At 61.2% G+C, this 22,397-nt stretch carries 22 protein-coding genes; 4 read left to right on the top strand and 18 right to left on the bottom strand.

Annotated elements, in window-relative coordinates:
* Positions 1-29: 29 nt before the first annotated feature.
* The 18 genes from C2846_RS09380 to C2846_RS09295 all read right to left on the bottom strand — a co-directional run bounded on the left by C2846_RS09380 (position 30) and on the right by C2846_RS09295 (position 14,649).
* Positions 30-1,001 carry an AraC family transcriptional regulator gene (locus tag C2846_RS09380; RefSeq protein ID WP_119701322.1) on the bottom strand — a complete coding sequence of 324 codons (972 nt, stop codon included), beginning with the start codon at positions 999-1,001 and terminating at the stop codon, positions 30-32.
* A 106-nt stretch (positions 1,002-1,107) separates the two neighbouring features.
* A complete protein-coding gene (locus C2846_RS09375; RefSeq protein WP_080049220.1) occupies positions 1,108-1,539 on the bottom strand; it encodes a GlcG/HbpS family heme-binding protein in 432 nt (143 codons plus the stop codon).
* A 10-nt stretch (positions 1,540-1,549) separates the two neighbouring features.
* Positions 1,550-2,248, bottom strand: coding sequence for a hypothetical protein (locus C2846_RS09370; RefSeq protein ID WP_119701321.1), 699 nt, complete (start codon positions 2,246-2,248; stop codon positions 1,550-1,552).
* A gap of 20 nt (positions 2,249-2,268) precedes the next feature.
* Positions 2,269-2,460: a 2-hydroxymuconate tautomerase gene (locus C2846_RS09365; protein ID WP_080049218.1), complete on the bottom strand. Its 192-nt coding sequence runs from the start codon at positions 2,458-2,460 to the stop codon at positions 2,269-2,271.
* Between the two features lie 10 nt (positions 2,461-2,470).
* Entirely contained in the window at positions 2,471-3,274 is an 804-nt protein-coding gene (dmpH, locus tag C2846_RS09360) for a 2-oxo-3-hexenedioate decarboxylase (RefSeq protein ID WP_080049217.1), read from the bottom strand.
* Positions 3,271-4,305, bottom strand: a complete 1,035-nt coding sequence (gene dmpG / locus C2846_RS09355; protein WP_119701320.1) for a 4-hydroxy-2-oxovalerate aldolase — start codon at positions 4,303-4,305, stop codon at positions 3,271-3,273. The genes dmpH and dmpG overlap by 4 nt, the downstream gene beginning before the upstream one ends.
* A 10-nt stretch (positions 4,306-4,315) precedes the next feature.
* Positions 4,316-5,254 (bottom strand): acetaldehyde dehydrogenase (acetylating), encoded by a 939-nt coding sequence (locus tag C2846_RS09350; RefSeq protein ID WP_119701319.1) that lies wholly within the window; start codon positions 5,252-5,254, stop codon positions 4,316-4,318.
* Between the two features lie 270 nt (positions 5,255-5,524).
* The gene (dmpE, locus tag C2846_RS09345) at positions 5,525-6,310 is read right to left on the bottom strand and encodes a 2-oxopent-4-enoate hydratase (protein WP_119701318.1); all 786 of its coding nucleotides are present in this window, start codon (positions 6,308-6,310) and stop codon (positions 5,525-5,527) included.
* A 2-nt stretch (positions 6,311-6,312) separates the two neighbouring features.
* Complete coding sequence (locus C2846_RS09340) at positions 6,313-7,167, bottom strand: alpha/beta fold hydrolase (RefSeq protein WP_119701317.1); 855 nt, start codon at positions 7,165-7,167, stop codon at positions 6,313-6,315.
* Positions 7,168-7,174: 7 nt separating this feature from the next.
* Entirely contained in the window at positions 7,175-8,635 is a 1,461-nt protein-coding gene (locus C2846_RS09335) for a 2-hydroxymuconic semialdehyde dehydrogenase (protein ID WP_119701316.1), read from the bottom strand.
* A gap of 31 nt (positions 8,636-8,666) precedes the next feature.
* A complete protein-coding gene (locus tag C2846_RS09330) occupies positions 8,667-9,590 on the bottom strand; it encodes a catechol 2,3-dioxygenase (RefSeq protein ID WP_119701315.1) in 924 nt (307 codons plus the stop codon).
* A 9-nt stretch (positions 9,591-9,599) separates the two neighbouring features.
* The gene (locus C2846_RS09325) at positions 9,600-9,920 is read right to left on the bottom strand and encodes a 2Fe-2S iron-sulfur cluster-binding protein (RefSeq protein WP_080049210.1); all 321 of its coding nucleotides are present in this window, start codon (positions 9,918-9,920) and stop codon (positions 9,600-9,602) included.
* Positions 9,921-10,031: 111 nt separating this feature from the next.
* Positions 10,032-11,093: an NADH:ubiquinone reductase (Na(+)-transporting) subunit F gene (locus C2846_RS09320; RefSeq protein ID WP_080049209.1), complete on the bottom strand. Its 1,062-nt coding sequence runs from the start codon at positions 11,091-11,093 to the stop codon at positions 10,032-10,034.
* A 10-nt stretch (positions 11,094-11,103) separates the two neighbouring features.
* A complete protein-coding gene (locus C2846_RS09315) occupies positions 11,104-11,463 on the bottom strand; it encodes a phenol hydroxylase subunit P4 (protein ID WP_119701314.1) in 360 nt (119 codons plus the stop codon).
* Between the two features lie 65 nt (positions 11,464-11,528).
* Complete coding sequence (locus C2846_RS09310; protein WP_119701313.1) at positions 11,529-13,070, bottom strand: aromatic/alkene/methane monooxygenase hydroxylase/oxygenase subunit alpha; 1,542 nt, start codon at positions 13,068-13,070, stop codon at positions 11,529-11,531.
* Positions 13,071-13,080: 10 nt separating this feature from the next.
* Positions 13,081-13,353 (bottom strand): MmoB/DmpM family protein, encoded by a 273-nt coding sequence (locus C2846_RS09305; RefSeq protein WP_119701312.1) that lies wholly within the window; start codon positions 13,351-13,353, stop codon positions 13,081-13,083.
* The gene (locus C2846_RS09300; RefSeq protein ID WP_119701311.1) at positions 13,350-14,351 is read right to left on the bottom strand and encodes an aromatic/alkene monooxygenase hydroxylase subunit beta; all 1,002 of its coding nucleotides are present in this window, start codon (positions 14,349-14,351) and stop codon (positions 13,350-13,352) included. The genes C2846_RS09305 and C2846_RS09300 overlap by 4 nt, the downstream gene beginning before the upstream one ends.
* Positions 14,352-14,397: 46 nt before the next feature.
* Positions 14,398-14,649, bottom strand: a complete 252-nt coding sequence (locus C2846_RS09295) for a phenol hydroxylase subunit (RefSeq protein ID WP_119701310.1) — start codon at positions 14,647-14,649, stop codon at positions 14,398-14,400.
* Between the two features lie 383 nt (positions 14,650-15,032).
* Between C2846_RS09295 and C2846_RS09290 the strand changes: the two genes are divergently transcribed.
* The 4 genes from C2846_RS09290 to C2846_RS09275 all read left to right on the top strand — a co-directional run bounded on the left by C2846_RS09290 (position 15,033) and on the right by C2846_RS09275 (position 22,395).
* Positions 15,033-16,742: a sigma-54-dependent Fis family transcriptional regulator gene (locus C2846_RS09290; RefSeq protein WP_119701309.1), complete on the top strand. Its 1,710-nt coding sequence runs from the start codon at positions 15,033-15,035 to the stop codon at positions 16,740-16,742.
* 261 nt (positions 16,743-17,003) lie between these two features.
* Complete coding sequence (locus C2846_RS09285) at positions 17,004-18,002, top strand: WD40/YVTN/BNR-like repeat-containing protein (protein WP_119701308.1); 999 nt, start codon at positions 17,004-17,006, stop codon at positions 18,000-18,002.
* 10 nt (positions 18,003-18,012) lie between these two features.
* On the top strand, positions 18,013-20,460 hold the full coding sequence (locus C2846_RS09280; protein WP_119701307.1) for an efflux RND transporter permease subunit: 2,448 nt from the start codon (positions 18,013-18,015) through the stop codon (positions 20,458-20,460).
* A gap of 45 nt (positions 20,461-20,505) precedes the next feature.
* On the top strand, positions 20,506-22,395 hold the full coding sequence (locus C2846_RS09275) for a DUF1302 family protein (protein ID WP_119701306.1): 1,890 nt from the start codon (positions 20,506-20,508) through the stop codon (positions 22,393-22,395).
* Positions 22,396-22,397 lie beyond the last annotated feature (2 nt).

Below are 22,397 nucleotides of genomic sequence, written 5' to 3'. Positions count from 1 at the left end.
GCACCGGAACTGATTTAATCAGTGTTTTCCTAACGCGCCAATGTCTGCGACGGTAGTTCGCCAAAGGCCTGCTTGTAGGCAGTGGTGAAATGACTAGGCTGGGAGAAGCCAAAGCGAAAAGCCACGTCGGCCAGTTGCAGCTCACCGGGATGGGCCTGACGCAGGCATTGGTGGGCCGCCTGAAGCCGGCAGTGCAGAACATAGCGCATCGGGCTGGTCTGCAGGCTGAAGCGGAAAGCCTGTTCCAGGCTGCGACGGCTGGCACCACTGATCCGCACCAGATCATCGATACCCAGCGGTTGATCCAGATGGGCATGAATGAAATCCACCGCACGCTTGACCAAACCGGGCAAGACCTGGCGCTCAGGCAGAGCCTGCAACTCCGGCACCAGTTGCAGCAAAGTCTCACAGAACAGCGACTGGAACTGGCGCTGCGCCAGCGCCGAGTTCAGCAGGCCACCGCCCTGGCGCAATTCGGCATCGGTCAATTGCAACAGGTGACCAAGACTGGCCAGGGCCGGATGCTCGCGACCGATGCTCAGCACCCGCTGGCGCACCTGCGGCAACTCCAGCTGATATTGGCTTGCCAGATGTTCACGCAACAAACCGGTGTTCAGCGCCATGACCACCGCACGGGTGTCATCGTGCCAGGTAATGTCGATCTCATGTTCGGGGGCAAACAGCAGCAGTTCGCCGGCGCCAGCGCTCTGGCCACCCTGACGACAACTGACGCCGCCGGTCAACGGCAAAATGCCGGGCCAACAGGCCAATGGCGAGGAACGCACGGTCACGGCATCGCCCCAATGGGCACCGAACAGCTTGATTTCAGACAGGGCTTGCAAGGTGATCTGAATGTCGGCCTGGGCCCGCGCCCGGCTGGGCAGCACGCTGCGCTGCTCATTGAGATTGCTGTTGATCAGCGCTTCGGCCTCGGCATAATCGGTCGAAGCCAGAATGCTGCGGCTGGCGAAAGGCAGTTGGGGTAGCGGATGGGTAGCCATGCTCCCTCCTTGTCATTGTTGTTATGGGCTGTGTGGTCCAGCCAAAACGGCAATAGGCCCATGGTACGCCCATGGACCTGAGTCGATATACTGCGCTGACCGACGGTCAGTCGCTCTCCAGACCGATAGCCCGTAGCCCGGCCCGGGCGCAGGCCTCGTCCTCGGCTTCCGAACCACCGGAGACACCGATACCGCCAACGCACTGCCCCTGGACCAGAACCGGCAGCCCTCCGCCAAACACCACCAGCCGGGGGCGCTGGGGAAAACCCAGACGCATGGCCGGGTTGGCCTCGAGAATGCCGAGCCAGGCGCTGGTCGGGAAACCGAAACCGGCGGCGGTATAGGCCTTGTCACGGGCGATATCGGCCGAATGCAGGAATGCGTCGTTGTGGCGCAGATAGGCCAGTTCCAGCCCGGCCCGGTCCACCACGGCAACATGCACCTTGATGTTCAGCTGTCGGGCATGCGCCATTGCCGCCTGGGCCGCCGCCAGCGCCACCTCCCAGTGCAAGCTGGACTGCTGACTCAGTTCAGCCATACAGACCTCCTCAGTTCATCCAGCCGTAACCGGCCAGAGCGCGTTGATGATCATCCAGGTCGAAGCCAAACAGGCGCTCGGGCATATGCTGACCACCCAGACCGAATGCCGCCTGCAACAGGCACAAGGTATCGGTACCGTCATCGTCGAACCCCGACTCATAGGCCAGCTCGACATTGCCGCTCATAGCCTGCTGCCATTGCTGCTGCTCGACCCAGTGACTCATCAAGCCACGCCAGTACGGGTCATGCAGCGGTCGTTGGGCTTCGGCCCGGGCGTCTTCGCGCACCCGATCCAGACACACCAGCAAAACACGGTCATCACGCCAGGTACTCAGGGCCTGACCGACCTGGCGACACCGCCATGCGCCCAAGTCCCGGCTCAAACACAGCACGATGCATTCACCCGGGGCCGGTTCACACAACTCCGCCGCGACATCCGCCAGCGCCGGGTGCGGCAAGCGTTCGACCTGGACCGCAAGCCCCTGCTCAGCCAGCAGATTGGCCAGGCTCTCTAGCCGCTCACTGCCGGCAGGGCCGGCGGACAGCCGCGCACCACACCCGGTGTGCTCAATGGTGATGAACACCACAGCCTCGACCGCCGTGCCCGGCTCAACCAGCCGACTGATCAACGGTGCCGGACGAGATACTGCAGGCCGGCCATCGCGGCAGGACAGAAACAGCGCCGGTAACGTGCGCGTGGATGCCATAGCTGCCTCCCGGAGCCGTCTTAGCGTCTGACCTTGCTCGCCGGCTCGCCACCAATCCCGAAATGTGCTTTCGGCATCTCACTGATGATTACCCGGACACTCGGCAGCGGCGCATCCAGCGCCCGGGCGATGGCTTCGCTGACCTCGCGGATCAGCGTTTCCTTCTGCTCGTCGCTGCGGCCTTCAAGAATGTGCAATTGTGCAATCGGCATAGTTCTCTCCTCAGACAAACCGGCAGGTCACACTGCCCAGCCCCTGGTAACGCACACTGATATTGTCCCCGGCCTCGACCGTGATCGCCGCGGTGATGCCGCCGGTCATGATGAAGCTGCCAGCCGGGATGTGTTCGCCGCGCTCGGCCAGCAGGTTGGCCAGCATGGCGACGCTGGAGGCCGGGTGCCCGAGTACTGCGGCACCGGCACCGACATCGACTACCTCACCGTTCTTTTCCACCACCACACCGAAGTTCTTCAGGTCGACGTCTTCGACATTGGCCATCTGCCCGCCGGTAATGAAACGGGTCGAAGAAGCGTTATCGGCCACCACGCTGATCAAATCGAACTTGAAGTTCTCGTAGCGTGAATCGATCACCTCGACAGTCGGCACCACATAATCAGTGGCTGCCAGCACATCACCGATATGACAGCCCGGGCCCTTGAGCGGAGCCTTGGTAACGAAGGAAATTTCTGCCTCGATCTTCGGGTGGATCAGTTCTTTGGTATCCACCACGCCACCATCCGGCACACTGAAGTAATCGGCGAGGAACCCGTAGATCGGGGTTTCCACCCCCATCTGCGCCATCTTGGCCCAGGAGGTCAGGCCCATCTTCAGGCCGACAATCTTGTTGCCGCGGGCCTCCTTGCGCCGACGGATTTCCCACTGGATATCGTAGGCGTCGGCAAAGGTCATGTCCGGGTAGTCATTGGTGATCTTGTGAATGTCGTGGGCCTGCAGTTCGGCATTCTCGATATGCTCAGCCAGCGCCAGCACCTGCTCACGGGTCAGGGTTCTTTTCTGCTCTTTCATGCCGATTGCTCCTGTTTTTTCAACAGATCCAGTGCCACATCCACAATCATGTCTTCCTGACCGCCGACCATCCGGCGCTTGCCCAGCTCGACCAGAATGTCGACGGTCTTCAGCCCATACTTCTGTGCCGCCACTTCCGAGTGACGCAGGAAGCTGGAGTAGACCCCGGCATAACCGAGGGCCAGGGTTTCGCGGTCGACCCGCACCGGACGATCCTGCAGCGGCCGGACGATGTCATCGGCGGCATCCATCAGGGTGTACAGGTCGGTGCCATGCTCCCAGCCGAGGCGCTCGGCGGCGGCAATAAAGACTTCCAGCGGTGCGTTGCCGGCTCCGGCACCCATGCCGGCCAGGCTGGCGTCGATGCGGTCACAGCCCTCTTCCACCGCGGCGATGGAGTTGGCCACCCCGAGACTGAGGTTGTGGTGGGCGTGCATGCCGGTCTGGGTTTCGGGCTTGAGTACGTCTTTCAGGGCGCGGAAGCGGTCACGGATATCCTGCATGCCCATGGCGCCGCCAGAGTCGACGACATACAGGCAGGTGGCGCCGTAGTCTTCCATCATCTTCGCCTGCTGGGCCAAACCCTGCGGGGTCTGCATGTGGCTCATCATCAGAAAGCCGACGGTGTCCATGCCCAGCTTGCGCGCGTGTTCGATGTGCTGTTTGGACACATCGGCCTCAGTGCAGTGGGTGGCGACGCGCACAATGCGCGCACCGGCGTTGTAGGCGTTATCCAGGTCGTGGATGGTGCCGATGCCGGGCAGCAACAGGGTGGCGATCTGGGCGTGGGTCACTACTTCAGCGACCGCTTCGATCCATTCCAGATCGGTATGCGCGCCGAAGCCGTAGTTGAAGCTGGAGCCCTGCAGGCCGTCACCGTGGGCGACTTCGATCGAGTCGACCTTGGCCTGGTCCAGTGCACGGGCAATATCCTGCACGTTCTTGATCGAGTACTGGTGGCGGATGGCATGGCTGCCGTCACGCAGGGTGACGTCAGAGATGTAGAGTTTCTTGCCGGGATTGAAGCTCATGATGGTCTCCTCAGGCCTGGGTCATCGACTGCGCCATACGCTCGGCGGTAGCCAGCGCAGCGGAGGTCATGATGTCGAGGTTGCCAGCGTAGGCCGGCAGGTAATGGGCAGCGCCTTCGACTTCGAGGAAGATCGAGGTTTTCAGCCCGCTCAGGTGACCAAGGCCGGGGACGTTCAGTGGCTGGTCTTCGGGGATGACGTCAAACTGCACCTTCTGCTTCAGGCGGTAGCCGGGTACATAGCTGTTCACCGCCTGGACCATCTCTTCCACCGAGGCTTCCACCGCGGCCTGGTCAGCCAGTTCGCTGAGTACATAGACGGTATCGCGCATGATCAACGGCGGTTCGGCCGGGTTCATGATGATGATGGCCTTGCCACGCTTGGCACCGCCGATCACTTCAATCGCCTTGGCGGTGGTTTCGGTGAACTCGTCGATATTGGCGCGGGTACCAGGGCCGGCTGACTTGGAGGAAATCGAGGCGACGATTTCGCCGTAGTGCACCTTGGCCACCCGTGAGACCGCGGCGACCATGGGGATGGTGGCCTGGCCACCACAGGTGACCATGTTGACGTTGGTTTCGTTGATATGTTGCTCAAGGTTGACCACCGGCACACAGTAGGGCCCGATGGCCGCCGGGGTCAGGTCGATGATCCGCAGGTCCGGCTTGTGGCCGCGCAGAAACACCTCATTGTGCCGGTGGGCACCGGCCGAAGTGGCATCGAAGATAAAGTCGATGTCGGCAAATTCCGCCATCTTGACCAGGCCATCCACCCCTTCGTGGGTGGTAGCCACGCCCATGCGCGCAGCGCGCGCCAGGCCATCGGATTCGGGGTCGATGCCGACCATGGCGCCCATGGCGATATGCTCGCTGTTGCGCAGGATCTTGATCATCAGGTCGGTGCCGATGTTGCCCGAGCCGATGATCGCGGCTTTCAGTTTCTTGCTCATGTTTATGCCCTCGTTGGGGTAATACTTGTTCTGTTGTGGCGGCTGGCATTGCCTGCACCATGGATTGCTTCGCTATGCTCGCAATGACGGCGTGGGTGCGAATAAACCACTACGTCATTGCGAGGGCCGCAGGCCCGTGGCAGTCCAGTCAACCGCCCGGGTAAGCTCAGGTCGCCAACCATGGATTGCTTCGCTGCGCTAGCAATGACGGCAGAGAGGCCGGTAGCACTAGCTCGTCATTGCGAGGGCCGCAGGCCCGTGGCAATCCAGTCAGGTAAAGCGCACGCTGGCTGTACCGATGCCACCAATGCTGACTTGCATAAAGTCACCCGCCTTGACCGGCTCCAGCGGCACCAGCGAACCGGACAGGATGACTTCACCGGCCTTCAGCGAAATGCCGAACTGACCCAGGGTATTGGCCAGCCAGGCGACGCAGTTGACCGGTGAACCCAGCGCCGCAGCGCCGGCACCAGTGCTGATGACCTGGCCGTTCTTTTCCACCACCATGCCGCAGGTGACCAGATCGACCTGGCGCGGAGAGACCGCCTGGTCACCGAGCACGAACAGGCCGCAGGAGGCGTTATCAGCGACTGTGTCCTGAATAGCGATCTTCCAGTCCTGGATGCGCGAATCGACGACCTCGAAGCACGGCATCACACATTCGGTGGCGGCCAGAACATCGGCGTTGGTCACGCCCGGGCCGGTCAGATCCTTTTTCAGGATGAAGGCGATTTCGCCTTCGGCGCGGGGCTGCATCAGCTTTTCACTGATCGGCATGGCTTCGCCGCTGTTGTAAACCATGGCGTCGGTCAGGTAGCCGAAGTCCGGCTGGTGCACATTGAGCATGTTCTGCACTGCCTTGCTGGTGACACCGATCTTCTTGCCAATCACCCGCTCACCAGCATCCAGCCGGTTTTGCAGCATGCGCAGGGAAATGTGGTAGGCGTCTTCGATGCTGATATCGAAGCCACGGCTGGTCAGTGGGCTGACTGCTTCACGCTTGAGCATGGCCTGGTAAAGCTCGTCGCCGAGTTGGTTGATCTGGGTCTGATCCATGGTCAGTGTGCTCCTGAAGCGCTGTCGGCTTCGCTGAGAAAATCTTCCACCAGCCGCGCGAAGCGACCGGCATGTTCGATCTGGGTCCAGTGGCCGCAATGGCCGAATACATGCAACTGGGCGTTGGGAATCAGCTCGGCCAGTCGCAGTGACGCCTGTAGCGGGATCACCTGATCCTCGCGGCCATGAATCACCAGGGTTTCGTGTGGCAGGTTGCGGATGTCGGCCTCGGCACTGGCCAGACCATCGACCCAGCGCTGGCGCGGGGGCGGAAACATCTGCGCGAAGGACTCCTGGAAGCCCGGGCGAATGCTGGCCTGGTAGCGCAACTCGGCCAGCTCGTCGGTGACCAGGCTGCGGTCGTAGGCGAAGGTATCCATCAACCGGCGCATGGTCTCGAACGACGGCTCATAGCCCCAGACCTCATCCAGGCCGGGAGTAATCGGGAAGCTGACCCCAACGCTGCCCATCAGTACCAGCCGACGCACACGCTCGGGGTACTTGATCGCCAACGCCAGGGCGATGCCGCCGCCGAAGGAGTTGCCGACCAGATCGGCCTGTTCGATGCCCAGGGTATCGAGTACACCGATGGCGTGCTCGACCCAGACATCGCGGCGGTAGTCAGGCTGCTCCGGGCGTTCGCTGTAGCCGAAGCCGAGCATGTCCGGGGCAATGACACGGCGCGACTCTGCCAGGGTCGGCATGATCAGGCGCCAGTTGGCCCAGGCAGTCACGCCGGGCCCCGAGCCGTGAATTAGCATCAGCGGAAAACCTGTGCCGCTGTCGTGCAGGTTGGTCTGGAAACCGGCAGCAGTGATGCTGCGACCAACTTCCGGGCTGTTGACAGGTGCGGTCATGGGCGCCTCACAGCTTCACGCAGATGTTTTTCAGTTCGGTGTAGAACTCCAGCGAGTGCACACCGCCTTCACGACCGATACCTGACTGCTTGCTGCCACCGAAGGCGGTACGCAGGTCACGCAGGAACCAGCTGTTGACCCAAACGATGCCGGCTTCAAGTTGCCCGGCAACGCGATGGGCGCGGGTCACGTTCTCGGTCCAGAGCGCCGAAGCCAGGCCGTAGGGCAGGCTGTTGGCCAGCTCGATGGCCTCTTCCTCGGTATCGAACGGGCGGATATGGCAGCAGGGGCCGAAGATCTCTTCGGTGACCACCGCCGAGTCGTCCTGCAGACCGGTCCAGATGGTCGGCTGTACCCAGGCGCCATGCGCCAGTTCGGCCGGCATGTCCGGCACGCCGCCACCAGTGATCACGTTAGCGCCGTCGTCGACCGCCTTCTGGTAGTAGGACAACACTTTCTCGCGGTGCTTGAGACTGATCAGCGGGCCGAAGTTGCTGCGCTCATCGTCCGGCGGGCCGATCACCAACTCTTCAGCGCCGGCCTTGAGGCGGGCGACGAACTCGTCAAAGATCGGTCTCTGCACATACACCCGCTCGGTGCCCAGGCACACCTGACCGCAGTTGGCGAACGCCGAACGCAGGGTGCCCTCGATGGCCTTGTCCATATCGCAGTCGGCGAACACGATGCCAGCGTTCTTGCCACCCAGCTCCAGCGATACCTGACGCACGCCGTTGGCGGCGGCCTTCATGATGGTTTCGCCAGTGCCGGTCTCGCCGGTGAAGGTATAGGCGTCAACGTCCGGGTGTTCGGTCAGGAAGGCGCCAGCCGAGTTGCCGCCAAAGCCGTGCACCACGTTATAGACACCGTCCGGCACTCCGGCTTCTTTCATTACTTCACCGAGCAGTGCAGTGGTGGTCGGGGTTTCCTCCGATGGCTTGACCACCACGGTGTTGCCGCAGGCCAGCGCCGGGCCGACCTTCCAGGTCATCAGCAGCAGCGGCAGGTTCCACGGACTGATCACCCCGATCACGCCCTTGGGCCGGCGTACCGCATAGTTGAGAGCCCCGGTGCCATCGTCGGTGGCCATTTCGAAGGCCTCGGCGGCGACATTCTTGATCAGGTCGGCAAACACCTTGAAGTTGGCCGCACCACGCGGAATGTCGATGTGGCTGGCCAGCGATTTGGGCTTGCCGGTGTCCTGGCATTCGGCCTCGAGGAACTCGTCGAAGCGGGCGTTGATGCCGTCGGCAACCTTGTGCAGGATCGCCGTGCGCTGCTCCACCGTCATCCGCCCCCACGGGCCGTTGAGCGCGGCACGCGCAGCCTTGACGGCAGCGTCGACTTCTTCGCGGCCGGCCTCGTGCACCCGGCTGATGACCTTGCCGTTGGCCGGGTTGACGTTGTCGAACAGCCGGCCATTGGCCGAGCCGACGTATTCACCGTTGATGTAATGCTTGATCTCTTTCATGGCTGCGCAAGTCTCGTCGAACAGGGGTGTATCAGGTCAGCACGCTGAGGAAACGCTCGTTGAGCTGACGGTCGTGGTAGAAAATCGCCTTGCCCAGATCCTTGGCCATCCAGGTCACCGGCTTGTGGTCGGGGTAGTGATAGTCACCACCACAGAACACTTCGTTACGGTTGCCCGAGGGGTCAAAGAAATAGATGGTCTGTCCGTGGGTCAGGCCATGGCGGGTCGGGCCGATATCGATCGAGGTATCGGTCATCGAGATCAGGTCGGCGGCGCGCAAGACCTGCTCCCAGGTGTCGAGGAAGAACGAGGCGTGGTGGAACTTGCCCTTTTCCGGGTGCATGATGAAGGCGACATCATGCTCTTTCATCGACACCGTGAGGAACTGGGCAATACGGTCGCCGTTGTCGTCCAGTACCTGTTCCGCCAGATAGAAACCCAGCACATTGACGAACAGGTCATAGGTGGCGGCCAGTTCGTCGCCATACAGCAGGCAGTGGTCGAAACGTACCGCTTTCATGCCGGTCAGATCGCGCGGCCAGGCTTCCGGATTGACGTTGGAGACGCCCCACTTGCCGGTGTATTCCTTGTCTGCATACAACTCGAAAAAGTGCCCGCTCGGGGCCTGGAAGCGTAGGCGGCGGCCGCAGCCCTTGAGTTCTTCGGCGGGGATTTCTTCCACCGCGCAGCCCCAGGCCTGCAAGTCTTTGCCCAATTGGGTGAGGGTGGCATCGTCGACGACCTTGAAGCCCATGAAATCCATGCCCGGCTCGTCATCGGGCCTGAGTACCACGGAGAATTTGTCGACTTCGGTCCAGGCCTTGAGGTAGACCCGGCCCTGGTCGTCGCGGTCCATCTCGATCAGCCCCATCAGGTCCGCGTAATGGCGGACCGCTGCATCGATATCCAACACCCGGAGCTGTACGTGGCCGGGACGCATCACACCTTTTCTCATCTCATCACCTCATTGGACTTGTTGTTGGGTGCTGGCCAGCTCGGCGGCCGGCCGGTATTCAAAGGTCAAATCGGTCAACGGGTAGACCCGGCAGGCCAGCACCTGACCACAGCGGCGGGACTGCTCATCGACATGCTTTTTGCTCATCGGGCCGCAACTGAATTCGCCGCTGACCACCTGCACCTTGCACAGGCCGCAGCCACCGCCGCGACAGCCGACCGGGATGCAGCGCTTGCCGGCCAGCTCCATGGCCTTGAGCAGGGACTGCTCACGTGAGCAACTGAAGTGCAGGCCCTTGACCAGCTCGATCATTTCGAATGTGTCAGTCATGGTTGTTGTTCTCGACTGCCGTTCGTATGGTTGGCACACCAGTCTGCGAAAGCTGGCGCGCCGGCGGTTATCGCGGCTGCGCAGGCGCTTGCGCTCCCGCGCAGCTTTGTTTCAGATGCGCTTGAACAGGGCCGAGCGCTGAGTCTCCCCGGCGCCATCGGCGGCGGTGTAGAAGCGTTCCATGAAGATGTCACGCTCAAACAACCGGCCCTGCATCAGGGCAGTGATGGCAGCATCGATCATCGGCGGCGGCCCGCACAGGTAAGCCTTGTGGCCAGCAAAACGGCCGTCGAAATGGGCCTTGGCAGCGTCATGTACATAGCCGCGGAAACCATGCCAGTCGCTGTCTTCGGCGGCCTGGCTGAGTGCCGGGACATAGGTGAAGTTGGCATGCTCGGCGGCCAGGCGCTCGAACAGCTCGCGGTTGTACAGCTCGGCCCGATTGCGCGCGCCCTGAAACAGGGTGATCTGGCGCGTATCGCCCTGCGCCAGCAGATCGAGGATCATCGATTGCGGACTGGACAGTCCGGAACCGCCAGCGATAAAAATCAGATCGCCGGGCTGCGAGCTACGCACGAAGAACATGCCGTAGGGGCCGGACAGCTTGAGGCTGTCGCCAACCTTGAGCTGCTGATGGATATGCGTGGTAGCGGCACCGCCTTCGACCAGGCGCACATGCAGCTCGACCTCGTCGGGCCGGCTCGGCGGGTTGGCCAGCGAGAACGCCCGGCTACCCTCGATGCCTGGCAGCTCCAGGTTGATGTACTGCCCGGCCTGGAAGGTCATGGGCCGGTCCAGCGTCAAGCGGACACCGAGGATGGTCGGCGACAGCTCGACCAGTTCGCTGACCGTGGCCTGATAGTCCTCGACCGGATAGCCCTCGAAGTCCTCATCAACGTCGATGTCGGCCTCGATGGTTACATCGCTCTGCACCGTGGCGCAGCAGGCCAGCACCTTGCCTTCGTCACGCTCGACATCCATCAGCGCGAACGGAGAGGCTTCGCCGATATCCACATCGCCGTCCAGCACCTGGACCTTGCAGGTGGCGCAGGTACCGTGGCCACAGGCAAACGGTAGCCAGACGCCCTGACGCAGGGCAGCCTGAAGAATAGTCTGGCCGTCATCGACTTCGATCTGCTCGCCGGTGGGCTCGATGGTGACTGTGTAGCTCATGACAATACCCTCAGGTTGCGCTGCCGCCGATGCCATCCAGGCCCGGGGTAGTCAAAGTCAGCATGCTCTTGTGGCCAATGCCGCTGTCCTTGAGGCTGGCCGCCAGATCCGGGGTAAACGGCTGATCATCCAGTTGCCACTCGACACGGCTGAAATCCAGATCGGCGCTGTCCGGGTGCGCGGCAATGGCCGGGCGCAGGACCTGCTCGAAGAAGTCACCCAAGGGCATGTCCGGCGCCGCCAGAAAGGCGAACGGCGAGCAGAACATCAAGTGTTTGCGCCAGTAGACATAGACCAGTTGCATGCCGTTGAAGTTGGCCTGCAGGTCCTTGGGTTCGGCGCTGTAGGGATAAAGGGCTTTTACGCTCATGGGGTGTCACCTTGTTCTTGTAGTGGCCCCGGCCGGTGACCGGGGCGGCAGTTCAGGTTCTGGTTTCAGGCGGCATCCTTGGAGTCATCGGCACCCAGCGGCTTGTTACCCTTGATCGCCTGCCAGCGCCGGTGATCGGGCGAGCCGAGGTACTCGAAATTGTCCTGGCCGATATTGATGTGGTAGTACTTGGCGACCACGGTCTCGACATCCGCACCTTCGCAGTTGCCCTGATAGATCTGGTGCACCGGCAGCCAGGCCTGGATGTACTTCTCCGGCTCGTGCTTGAAGATGTCGCAGCAACCATCTGAGCAGAAGTGATAGCGCTCACCGTCGTGCACCAGGCTGCGATGGCTGAGCTGGGTCGGGTCATCCGGCTCGGTAAACAGGGCCGGTACCTGACACACCTGGCACAGTTGCGGCAGGGTCTTGTTGTAGAAACGCTCACCCTTTTCCTGCAGTGCCTGCCAGTGCTCGAAGCGCGGGCGGTAGTACTTGTCAAAGGTGTCCGGATACTGCTCGGACAGCCAGGCCATTTCGTCCTCGCTGGGAATCCAGGTGTGGAAGTTGGTCGCGTGGCAGTACTGATAGAAGGTCGACCACAGCTGATGGCTGATATGGTGCTTGCCCTTGTTGGCCTCGTCCTGATACTTGGGCGGACGGATGCCGTAGCGCTCCAGATCCTTGAACAGCGCACCACCGTTCTGCTCGTAATAGACTTCCCAGGCGTCTTTCCAGGACATCACCTTGTTCGGCAGCATGTAGTCCATCATCATGCTGACCAGGCTCAGCAGGCGGTAACCGCGCCAGAACCACTTGTCGATCCAGTGCTGCACGATCGGCACGTTGTCCTCGTGCTGTTCGAGCATGAATTTGATGACCTCAAGGCCCAGGGTCATGTGACGGGCTTCGTCCGATTGCGCCGAGAAGCCGAAGGTCACGGTGGCCATGTCGCCGTTGTACGCCGCGCCAGACATGAACGGCACGAACAACAGATTGGTCAGCACGTATTCGAACGAGAACGAAATGGCGGTCAGAAACTCGAACGGGCCGGCCGAACGGGCGTCGTCAAAGAACGACTTGGGCACCGACAGGAACCAGACCCGGTCGTGCATGTGGGCAAAATCGTGCAGGCCGTTGAAGTGCTTGTTGTAGTGGCTCATGGCGTGCAGCTGGGTCTGCACGTGACGCAGCTCGTCAATCGACTGCATCTGGCAGGCTACCCGCGCACCGGCACCACTGAAATGCCGGCCAACCTTGGCATAGCCCTGAAACGCGCCGTATTCCAGCGGCGAAACACCGGTCAGAAACAGCTTGAGGGCGTTGACGTAGCGCGCATCGGAAATATTCAGGTGGCCGTTGTTCTGGGCGAAGGCGTCGAAGATGGCGTACAGCTTCTTCTCCTTCTCGGCCTGATACTTCCAGTAGGCATCCATGGTCAGGCGGAAGGGATCTTCCCACTTGTCCCAGTCGGTGATCTTGATCCCCTCAAAGCGTTCGTAGGGAAAGATGTCTTCCTTCTTCTGATAGCTAGGCTCCCAGGCCATGTCGCGGGTCAGGTACTGGTACTTGTCTTTGAGACTGAGTTTCTTGTTCTTGGTCGCCATGACGAATCTCCTAGTTTTTCCACTCGAGGATGAAGTGATCGTCATCCTCATCCACGTTGCCGCCGATACTGATCACGTCCAGGAGCATTTCCTGCACGTCCCACTCGCGGCCGATCTTTTCTTCAACCGTGTGGCGGTTGATCACCAGGCGCTGCTCGGCCTGAATGCGGATCATGGCCGGGTGGTGCTGCACTTCGGCGTGGGGGTTGTCCTCGGCAATCGCCTCGACCAGATAGCGGGCGTTGTCGCTGTCCTGAAACACGATGAAAGCGAGCTGGCTCATGCGACGATCTCCTGTGCAGCGAAACCCTGTTTCTTCAGGCGCGCAGCAAACTGGGCTGCTACCTCGGTCAGCGCCGGGGCACCAACACTGGCCTCAGCCAGCGGCGCCAGCGCAGCGATCACCCGCGGCTGCCAGACCTCGATCCAGGCCTGCAACTGCTCGGCGTTGGCCTCGCTCTCGGCGCGCACGGTTTTGACCATGGCATCGACCCAGCGACTGGACTCGCTGAACCAGTCGCGCATGAACTCGGTGAGCATCGACACATCCTCGGCACCCTGTTCGGCCAGCCACTGATCGAAGTGCTGATACATCAGCGGATACAGGTGACCGTCGATAATCAGGTTCTGCACCAGAGTCAGTTCGAACCAGTCCTTGATCACCAGACTGTCCTCGACCAGTTGGCGCAGCGGCTGCCACAAGGCGTCATCCAGCCAGTAGGTTTTGGAGCGATCCAGTGCCTCACCGGTACCCCCATCGATCAGCAGGGCGATACGCGACAGGTACTGGCCCATACCCAGACGGTCCATGGCCTGATAGATATGCAGTTGGGTCATGGTCCCGGCCACGCAGTCACCGGCCACGCTGCTGTTATTCATGTTGGCGCCCAACTCGACATGGCGCAGCGGCACCAGCAGACGCAGCAGGTTTTCCTGCACGGCATCAGGCAAGCGGGTCAGCAGTCCGCGTTTGTCGCAGAAGCTGAAGTTGTACTCGGTGGCTTCCTGCATCTTGGCCCGGTTTTGCACGTAGGCGCCGTAGTAGAACTGGCGCGGATCGGTCACCGCGTGCCAATCGGCCATGCGTACCGCGCTGCGGCTGGGGTCATTCAGACCATGCTGGGGGTCCCACAGCGGCCGGTAATGGAAATTGGTGGTCGCTTCGATGTCGTAGCTGGCTTCCTGATAACGTGAAGCCGGCTTGTCGCCGAAGCGGCGCTGGATATTGCCGTAGGTGTGGCGGATCGGCTCCACCGCATGGGTTTTGATTTCAATACTCATAGCAACCGTACCATCTTGTTTTTGTAGAGGGGTGTGCAGTACCGGGTCAGCGATGGCCCTTCTCGCCAAAGCGCCACTTGACCATCTCTTTATCGACCTGACGGGCCATTTCCTCGTCCATGTGCACCACATGGTTGTGCTTGCAGAACTGCTCGAAAGCCGCCTGTGGCAGTACCAGCTCGACAAACAGATCGGGATGACCGATGGCAAAGTCGAATTCGACAAAGCGGGCACCCGGTTCACTGCGAACCCGGATATAGCGGGTCATCTCGTCAAAGCTCTGCTGGGGTTGGCTCATGGTCGTTAACCTGTGCTCGTTGTTGTCTACGGGTGATAGAGCAACGGCTGTGCCAGAGTTGCCTTCACGCACCCAGACCACAAGTCAAGATATTGATATAAAAAGGAAAAATTCTTTTCATTCATGCTGCCGGCGACGTTTTCCCAGCCATTGAGGATGATTGCCGGCAGGTGAACTTTGATGATTTGATCAAATCCACCAAAGCATCTGAGCAAATGCTCAGACGCGGCCTAATATGGTTAATGAGCCTCTGCGCGACTGATCATTTGATTGATTTTTGAGCACGATCAAGGCGATGATGAAAAGTGCACCCTTGCGATCACTGTCTCAAGCCAAGACAGACTGACCACCACCCCACACAACAACAACCGGGGCCCGACGCCATGGCGATCAACTATAAGCCACAGCTGCAGTATTCGGATTTCCAGGATCTGAGTGAACAGATCCGTTTCCAGAGCACGGATGGCAAGATCTGGTTCGGCGAACAGCGCATGCTGTTGATGCAGGTCTCGGCCATGGCCAACTTCCGCCGTGAGCTGGTCAACAACCTGGGCATCGAACGGGCCAAGGGTTTCTTTCTGCGCCTGGGCTACCAGTCCGGACTCAAGGACGCCGAGCTGGCGCGCAAGCTGCGCCCGGACTGCAGCGAGCTCGACATTTTCCTCGCCGGCCCGCAATTGCACTCGCTCAAGGGCATGGTCAAGGTCCGGCCGATCCAGATCGACCTCGATCAGCAGTCCGGCCACTTCTATGGCGAGCTGGAGTGGATCGACTCGTTCGAGGTGGAAATCTGCCAGACCGAGCTGGGCATGATGGACGAACCGGTGTGCTGGTCACTGCTTGGCTATGCCTGCGCCTATACCTCCTCGTTCATGGGCCGGGAAATCATCTTCCGCGAAGTGAGCTGCAAAGGCTGCGGCGATGAAAAATGTCTGATCGTCGGCAAGCCGGCCGAAGAGTGGGAGGATACTGCCGAATTCAAGCAGTATTTCCGTGCCGACCCGATCATCGAAGAGCTCTACGATCTGCAATCACAACTCAGCTCGTTGCGTACCAGTCTGGAGCAACAGGAAGGTCAGTACTACGGTATCGGCCAGTCGCTGGCCTACAAAAAGGTCTGCAAGATGATCGACAAGGCCGCTCACGGCAAGGTCTCGGTACTGCTACTGGGCGAAACAGGGGTCGGCAAGGAAGTGATCGCGCGCAGCGTACACCTGCGCAGTGAGCGCGCCGAGCAGCCATTCATCGCAATCAATTGCGCAGCGATCCCCCCGGACCTGATCGAGGCCGAGCTGTTCGGGGTCGAGAAAGGCGCTTACACCGGCGCCAGCCAGACTCGCGCCGGACGCTTCGAGCGCGCCCATGGCGGCACCATTTTCCTGGATGAAGTGGTTGAATTGACGCCCCGGGCCCAGGCCACCCTGCTACGTGTGCTGCAGGAAGGCGAACTGGAACGCGTTGGTGATTCTCGCACCCGCAAGATTGATGTGCGGGTGATTGCCGCCACCAACGAAAGCCTGGCTGACGCAGTGGAAGCGGGAAAATTCCGCGCCGACCTGTTCTATCGACTCAACGTATTCCCGGTGAAGATTCCGCCACTGCGCGAGCGTATCGAAGATCTGCCGCTGCTGGCCGAGCACTTTCTGCGCAAGTTCCACCGCGAATACAACAAACGCACCCTGGGCCTGTCCGACAAGGCGCTGGAACTGTGCCTGCATTATCGCTGGCCCGGCAATATCCGCGAGCTGGAAAACGTCATTGAGCGCGGGGTGATTCTGACCGATAGCAACGAAACCATCAGCCAGGATGCACTGTTTGCCGTCTTTCCCGAACACTCGGGTGACTGCCCGGAAGAGCGCCTGAATGCCAGCGGCCAGTTGGTCCATGCCCATAGTCAGGTCAGCGGGGACTGGGTCAGCCATATCATCGAGCAGCAGATCAGCCTTGATCAGGTCGAGGAGCAACTGATGCGCCGGGCCATGGAGCTGGCCAACCAGAATGTTTCACAGGCCGCCCGTCTGCTCGGTCTGACCCGCCCGGCCCTGGCCTACCGGCTGAAGAAGACCGGCATCTTTGAAGACAGCGATGCCTGATACCCACAGCTGCCCGTTCGGAGTCCTTCCTGGCGGGCACGCCCTTTTGATGAAATCAGCAAGCACCCCGAGCCGCTTTACCATTTGATCAATATCAAATCCACGAAATCGGCCCAAGCCTCTTCCACCGCCACCCTGGCACAGCAAAAAATCTTTACCAATCAGTCACCTGAAAACACTTAACGGTCTCTGGCACAGGCGTTGCTTTATGCCTCTCCAGCCGCTTTGCACACAACAACAAGACCGTGACGGTGACTCACCATGTTCGATGTACCCCTGCGCCTTGCGCGCCCTGTCCGCCAGCCCCTGCAGTTGGCACCTCTGGGACTCATGCTGCTCTGGCTGGGTGGCTGCGAAGCTCCGCTCGATCTTGAGGCGGTCCAGCAGCAGAGCCTGCAACCGATTCAGCGCACCGACTTCTACCAGGCCATGGCCAGCAACGACCAGCTCACTCTGCTGGCCGGTAACCATGGTGTGGTGCTGATCAGCAGCGACCTCGGCCAGCACTGGCAGCGCCAGCAACTGCCCACCGACATGGGCCTGATTGATCTGGATGTCTGCCCTGACCAGAGCTTCATCGCCCTGGCCTTCGACAACCAGCTCTGGCACATCAGCCCCGATGCCAGTGACTGGAACGCCCACCCACTGCCCAGCAGCGAGCAGATGATGACCGCCACCTGCGCCCCGGACGGCAGTTGGTGGGCCGCCGGCAGCTACAGCACCCTGCAAAGCAGCCATGACCAGGGCCAGAGCTGGGACGAGACCAGCCTGGATGAAGACGCCATTCTCACCACCCTGCAATTCATCGACGCCGATCAGGCCGTGGTTGCCGGCGAGTACGGGCTGGTGTTCACCAGCCGCGACGGCGGCCAGAGCTGGGAGCCAGCCGGCAGCCTGCCGGATGAGTTCTACCCGCACACCAGCCACTTTCGTTCGCTCGAGGAAGGCTGGGTAGGCGGTCTCAACGGTTTCATCTGGCATACCCGTGATGGTGGTGACAACTGGCGGCGCCAGCCGACCGGCACCGAGGTCCCGATCTTCGGCTTCATCAGCGGTGAGCACGGCCTGTATGCGGTCGGTGACAACGCCACGGTGCTGAGCCTCAACGGTAGCCGCTGGCAGTCGCTGCCAACCCCCGAGCAGCCACTGTACCTGCGCGCCGGCCAACTGCTGCCGAACCAGCAACTGCTGGTCGCTGGCGGACGCGGCCTGCTACTGAACCTTGAACTCCCAAAGGCCCTGGCGGCCAGCACTGACTGAGGGTATCGACATGCCTGGACTGCACCGTTTCACCCATGCCATGCATAACCTCGAAGTGTGGATCTTCAACAATCCACGCAAGGTACTGGCCGCCATCGCCCTGCTGACCCTGATGTTCGCGCTGCGCATCCCGGGTCTGAAGATCTATACCGACTTCGCCGATCTGCTGCCTCAGCAGCACCCCTACATCGAGCTGCACAACAGCATCAAGGACAGCTTCGGCGGGGCCAACGTACTGGTGGTCGGCATCGCCTTCGACGAGGGCGACATCTTCAGCAACGCCAACCTGGCGACCATCGACCGGATCACCCATGCGGTCGACAGTCTGCCGGGGGTCAACCACAACCTGGTTTCCAGCATTACCCACCGCAACTCGCGCAAGATCTGGCTGACCGAAGTCGGCTCGATCAACTCCGAGCCCTACTTTGAAGCCGAGCGCGCGCCCTACAGCGCCGAGCAACTGGAGCAGATGCGCGCCGACGTGGCCGCCAACCCGCAGATCTATGGGCCGCTGATTTCCTCGGATTTTCGGATGGCGCTGGTCAAGGCCCAGTTGATCGAAGGCCAGCTCGATTACGAGCAGACCTTTGCCCAACTGCAGGCGCTGCGTGAGGCGGAGACCCGCGATGGCATCACCCTGTATGCCACCGGCCAGCCGGTACTGGTCGGCTGGGCCTATACCTACATGGATCAGATCCTGCAGATTTTCATCTTCACCGTGCTGACCATGCTCGCCCTGCTGGTCTTCCACTTCCGCAAGGCCTACGGCGTACTGATTCCGCTCGGCGGGGTACTGATTTCGACTATCTGGGGCCTGGGCATCATCAGCCTGCTGGGTTTCAACCTCGACCCGCTGGGACTGGTGATTCCGTTTCTGATCGCGGCCCGGGCCATGAGCCACGGGGTGCAACTGGTCGAGCGCTACTATGCCGAGGTGCGCGAATGCGGCGATGGCCCGCGGGCCGCTCGGGCCACCTTCGAAAGTCTGTTCCGTCCCGGCACGCTGGGCGTGGTGTCCGATGCCGTCGGCCTGTCGCTGATCGCCATCGGCTCGATTGCCCTGAACACCAAGCTCGGCATCTATGCCTCGCTGTGGGCCACCACGGTGATTCTCACCGTGCTGATCGGCGTCCCACTGCTGCTGTCGATCCTGCCAACCCCGAAGAATCCGCAGATCAAGGAAACCTTCCTGCGCCATATCGGAGTCGTCTGTGCCAATACCGTCAGCCGTCCGGGTGCCGCGCGTATCGTCCTGGGCATCGCCGCACTGGCGATTCTGATCGGACTGTTCTCGGCTTCGCAGGTGCGCATCGGCGACTCCGAGCCGGGCTCACCGATTCTCTACCCCGACCATGACTACAACCTGTCGTCCAAGGAAGTCAACGAGCGGTTCCCCGGCTCCGAAGAGCTGTACATCATCGCCGAGCACGCCGAAATCGGTGGACTGAAAAAGCCCGAGGTGCTGCGTGCCCTGCAGGATCTGCAGGCACACATGCTGGCCGACCCCGGAGTTGGCGGCAGCAAGGGTTTGCCGGACCTGATCAAACAGGTCAACCGGCTGATGCACAACGATGATCCGCGCTGGTTCCAGATTCCCCATGAGGCCGATTACGTCGGCGGGCTGATGTTCACCTACATGGCCTCCAGCCCGATTCCCGGCGCGCTCAACGAGTTCAACGACACCGACGACCGCATCGCCAACCTGGTGTTTTACTACAAGGACCGTCAGGGCGAGACCATCCGCCGCGCCATCCACATGGCCCGTGAATGGATCGCTGAGAACGAAGGCAAGGTCGAGGGCCTGAGCATTCGCCTGGCCGGCGGCACGCTGGGCGTGGCCGCGGCCATGAACGAGTCGGCGTTCGAGACCAACCTGATCGTGCTGCCGCTGGTATTTCTGCTGATCTTTGCCTTCGTCATGCTGTTCTACACCTCCTGGCATGCCGGGCTGATGATGCTGCTGGCAATGCTGTTTGCCACCACCCTGACCTATGCCTACATGGGCCTGGCCGGACTCAACATCGACATCAACACGGTGCCGGTGATCGCGGTCGGCATTGGCGTGGGTATCGACTATTCGATCTACATGATGGATCGCATCCGCGAGGAAATGGCCAAACGCGGCCGGCTGCCCGAAGCGGTACGCCATGCCATCGCCACCACCGGCATGGCCATCAGTTTCACCGCCGTGACTCTGATGGCCGGGATCATCATGTGGGTGATCCTCTCCGACCTGCGCTTCCAGTCCGATGCCGCCATGTTGCTGTGCGTGATGATCGTCATCAACGGCCTGGCCGCCATGCTGCTGGTGCCGTCCTGGATCCTGGTGTTCCGCCCACGCTTCATCACCAACGTCTATGCCGACGAGGACGGTGTTCTGCATGCCGACCTGGATGAGGAACACACCCCAACCCTGACCGCCCAGCCCCAGGGCGGCCCACTCCCGGGGGTTGGCTGACACCCCGTCAGCCGCTCCTTTCTAAGCCCTGAAGAGGAACTGCCAATGCAAACAACAAGAAAAGGCCTCAGACACTGGAGTCTGGCCCTGCTCGGCGGCGCCGGGCTGGCGCTGACCTCACTGGCCAGCGCCATCGCCGATGAGGAAACCAAGATCACCGGCTTCTATGAGAACGCCACCTACGTGCGCGATCATGCCGGTCTGTCGAAATTCCGCAATACCTTGCAACTCAATGCCGAACGCAAGCTCGGCGAACGCGGTCCGTTCAACAACGTGTCCTGGAATGCCGTCTTGCGCGGCAGCTACGACGGGGTCTACGACCTCAACAGCAGCGAGTACGGGCGCAAGGCCGGCGGCGCGGTCAGCCTGGAGAACACCAGCGGCTTTGGTGGCACAACCAGCGTGCCACACGGCAGCGGCCTGAAACTGCCCAACAGTTTCGACGTCGCCAACCACCCCAATCGCGGGATGATCGTGCTGGGTGAAAACCTGCACAAAACCTCCGGAGGGGTTGCCTTCGGGGTTCCGGTGCGGCCCTGCGACAAGGACAAGCGCGGCTGCATCAACGGTTACCTGGATAAGGACAGCAATGACCTGCGATTCGCCGAGTTCAACGACCGGCTGGACTTCATCCGTGAGCTGTATGTCGACTTCGACTATGGCTTCGATAACGGCCACATTCTCAGTACCCGGCTGGGCAAGCAGCAGGTCATCTGGGGCCGGACCGACCTGTTCCGGGTACTCGATGTCATCAACCCGGTGGACTTCTCGCGCAACAACATCTATGACGAGCTGGAGGACATCCGCATCCCGATGTGGATTCTCAAGTCCGACTACCGCATGGGTGCCGGCGAGGTGTTCGATGACCTGAACCTGTCGTTCGTGTGGAACTTCGACCGTTTCCGCCCGCATGACATCGGCCAGTGCGGCTCCCCCAACGTGATCCTCGACGCCGGCTGTTTCTTCCGCGGCATGAACACCCTGTGGGAGTACGGCGGCACCGTGGCCAACTTTGCCGGCGGGGATATCGCCACCGACTTCGGGCCCGGCCAGATTGGCATCCGCAAGGCCCACATGCCGGCCTGGAGCCTGTCCAACACCCAGTTCGGTCTCAAGCTCGAAGGGGTCTATGGGGATATCGGCTTCTCGCTCAATGCCCTGACCTACCGCAGCCAGCTGCCATCCCTGCGTGGCGGTATCCCGGCGCAGAACGGCTTTACCGGGGAAACCGGGATCTGGCCTAGCCTGATCGCCTTCGATATCCACTTCCCGCGGGTCAACCTGCTCGGCGGCTCACTCGACTACTACTCGCAAGGGCTGGATACCGTGTTCCGGGTTGAAGTCGCACACACCGAGGGTGAAGAGTTCGCCAACACCATGAAGAGCCGGCTGTACTCGGAAAACAGTGTGACCCGCTATGTGATCGGCGCCGACAAGAACATCTTCATTCCGGCCTTGAACAGTCGCCGGGCGTTCCTGTTCTCCGGGCAGATCTTTGGTCAGCACATCCATCAGTACGAGAGCGAGAAGCGTGAGTTGGGCCGGGCCGGTATCCCTGACTGGAAGGCCAACTGGATCGGCACCCTGCTGGTCAAGGGCTGGTGGATGCGTGATCGCCTGAGCCCGCAACTACTCGCCGCCCACGACTTCCGTGCCGGTGCCACCACCGTAGCACCCAGCATCGAATGGCTGGTCAGCGACAACCTGCGGCTGATCGGCGGTGCCAACCTCAAGGTCGGCAGCGGCGCCAACAAGTTCGACGATTGCCGCACCTGCAACCCCTGGGACCCCTTCACCGCCGCCTTCCCCGGCCATCCGGAGGGCTACAGCCCTGGTCTGGGCGGTTATGAGCCGCTGGGACGCTTCCGCGCCGGCCCGCTGGGCATGGCCAAGGGCCAGGACGAACTGCAATTGACACTGCGCTACAGCTTCTAAAA

Source organism: Pseudomonas jilinensis (genome assembly GCF_003586265.1).
GTDB lineage: Bacteria > Pseudomonadota > Gammaproteobacteria > Pseudomonadales > Pseudomonadaceae > Halopseudomonas > Halopseudomonas phragmitis.
Note: the sequence above shows the minus strand (reverse complement) of the source record. Positions and strands in the feature narration are given on the sequence as shown.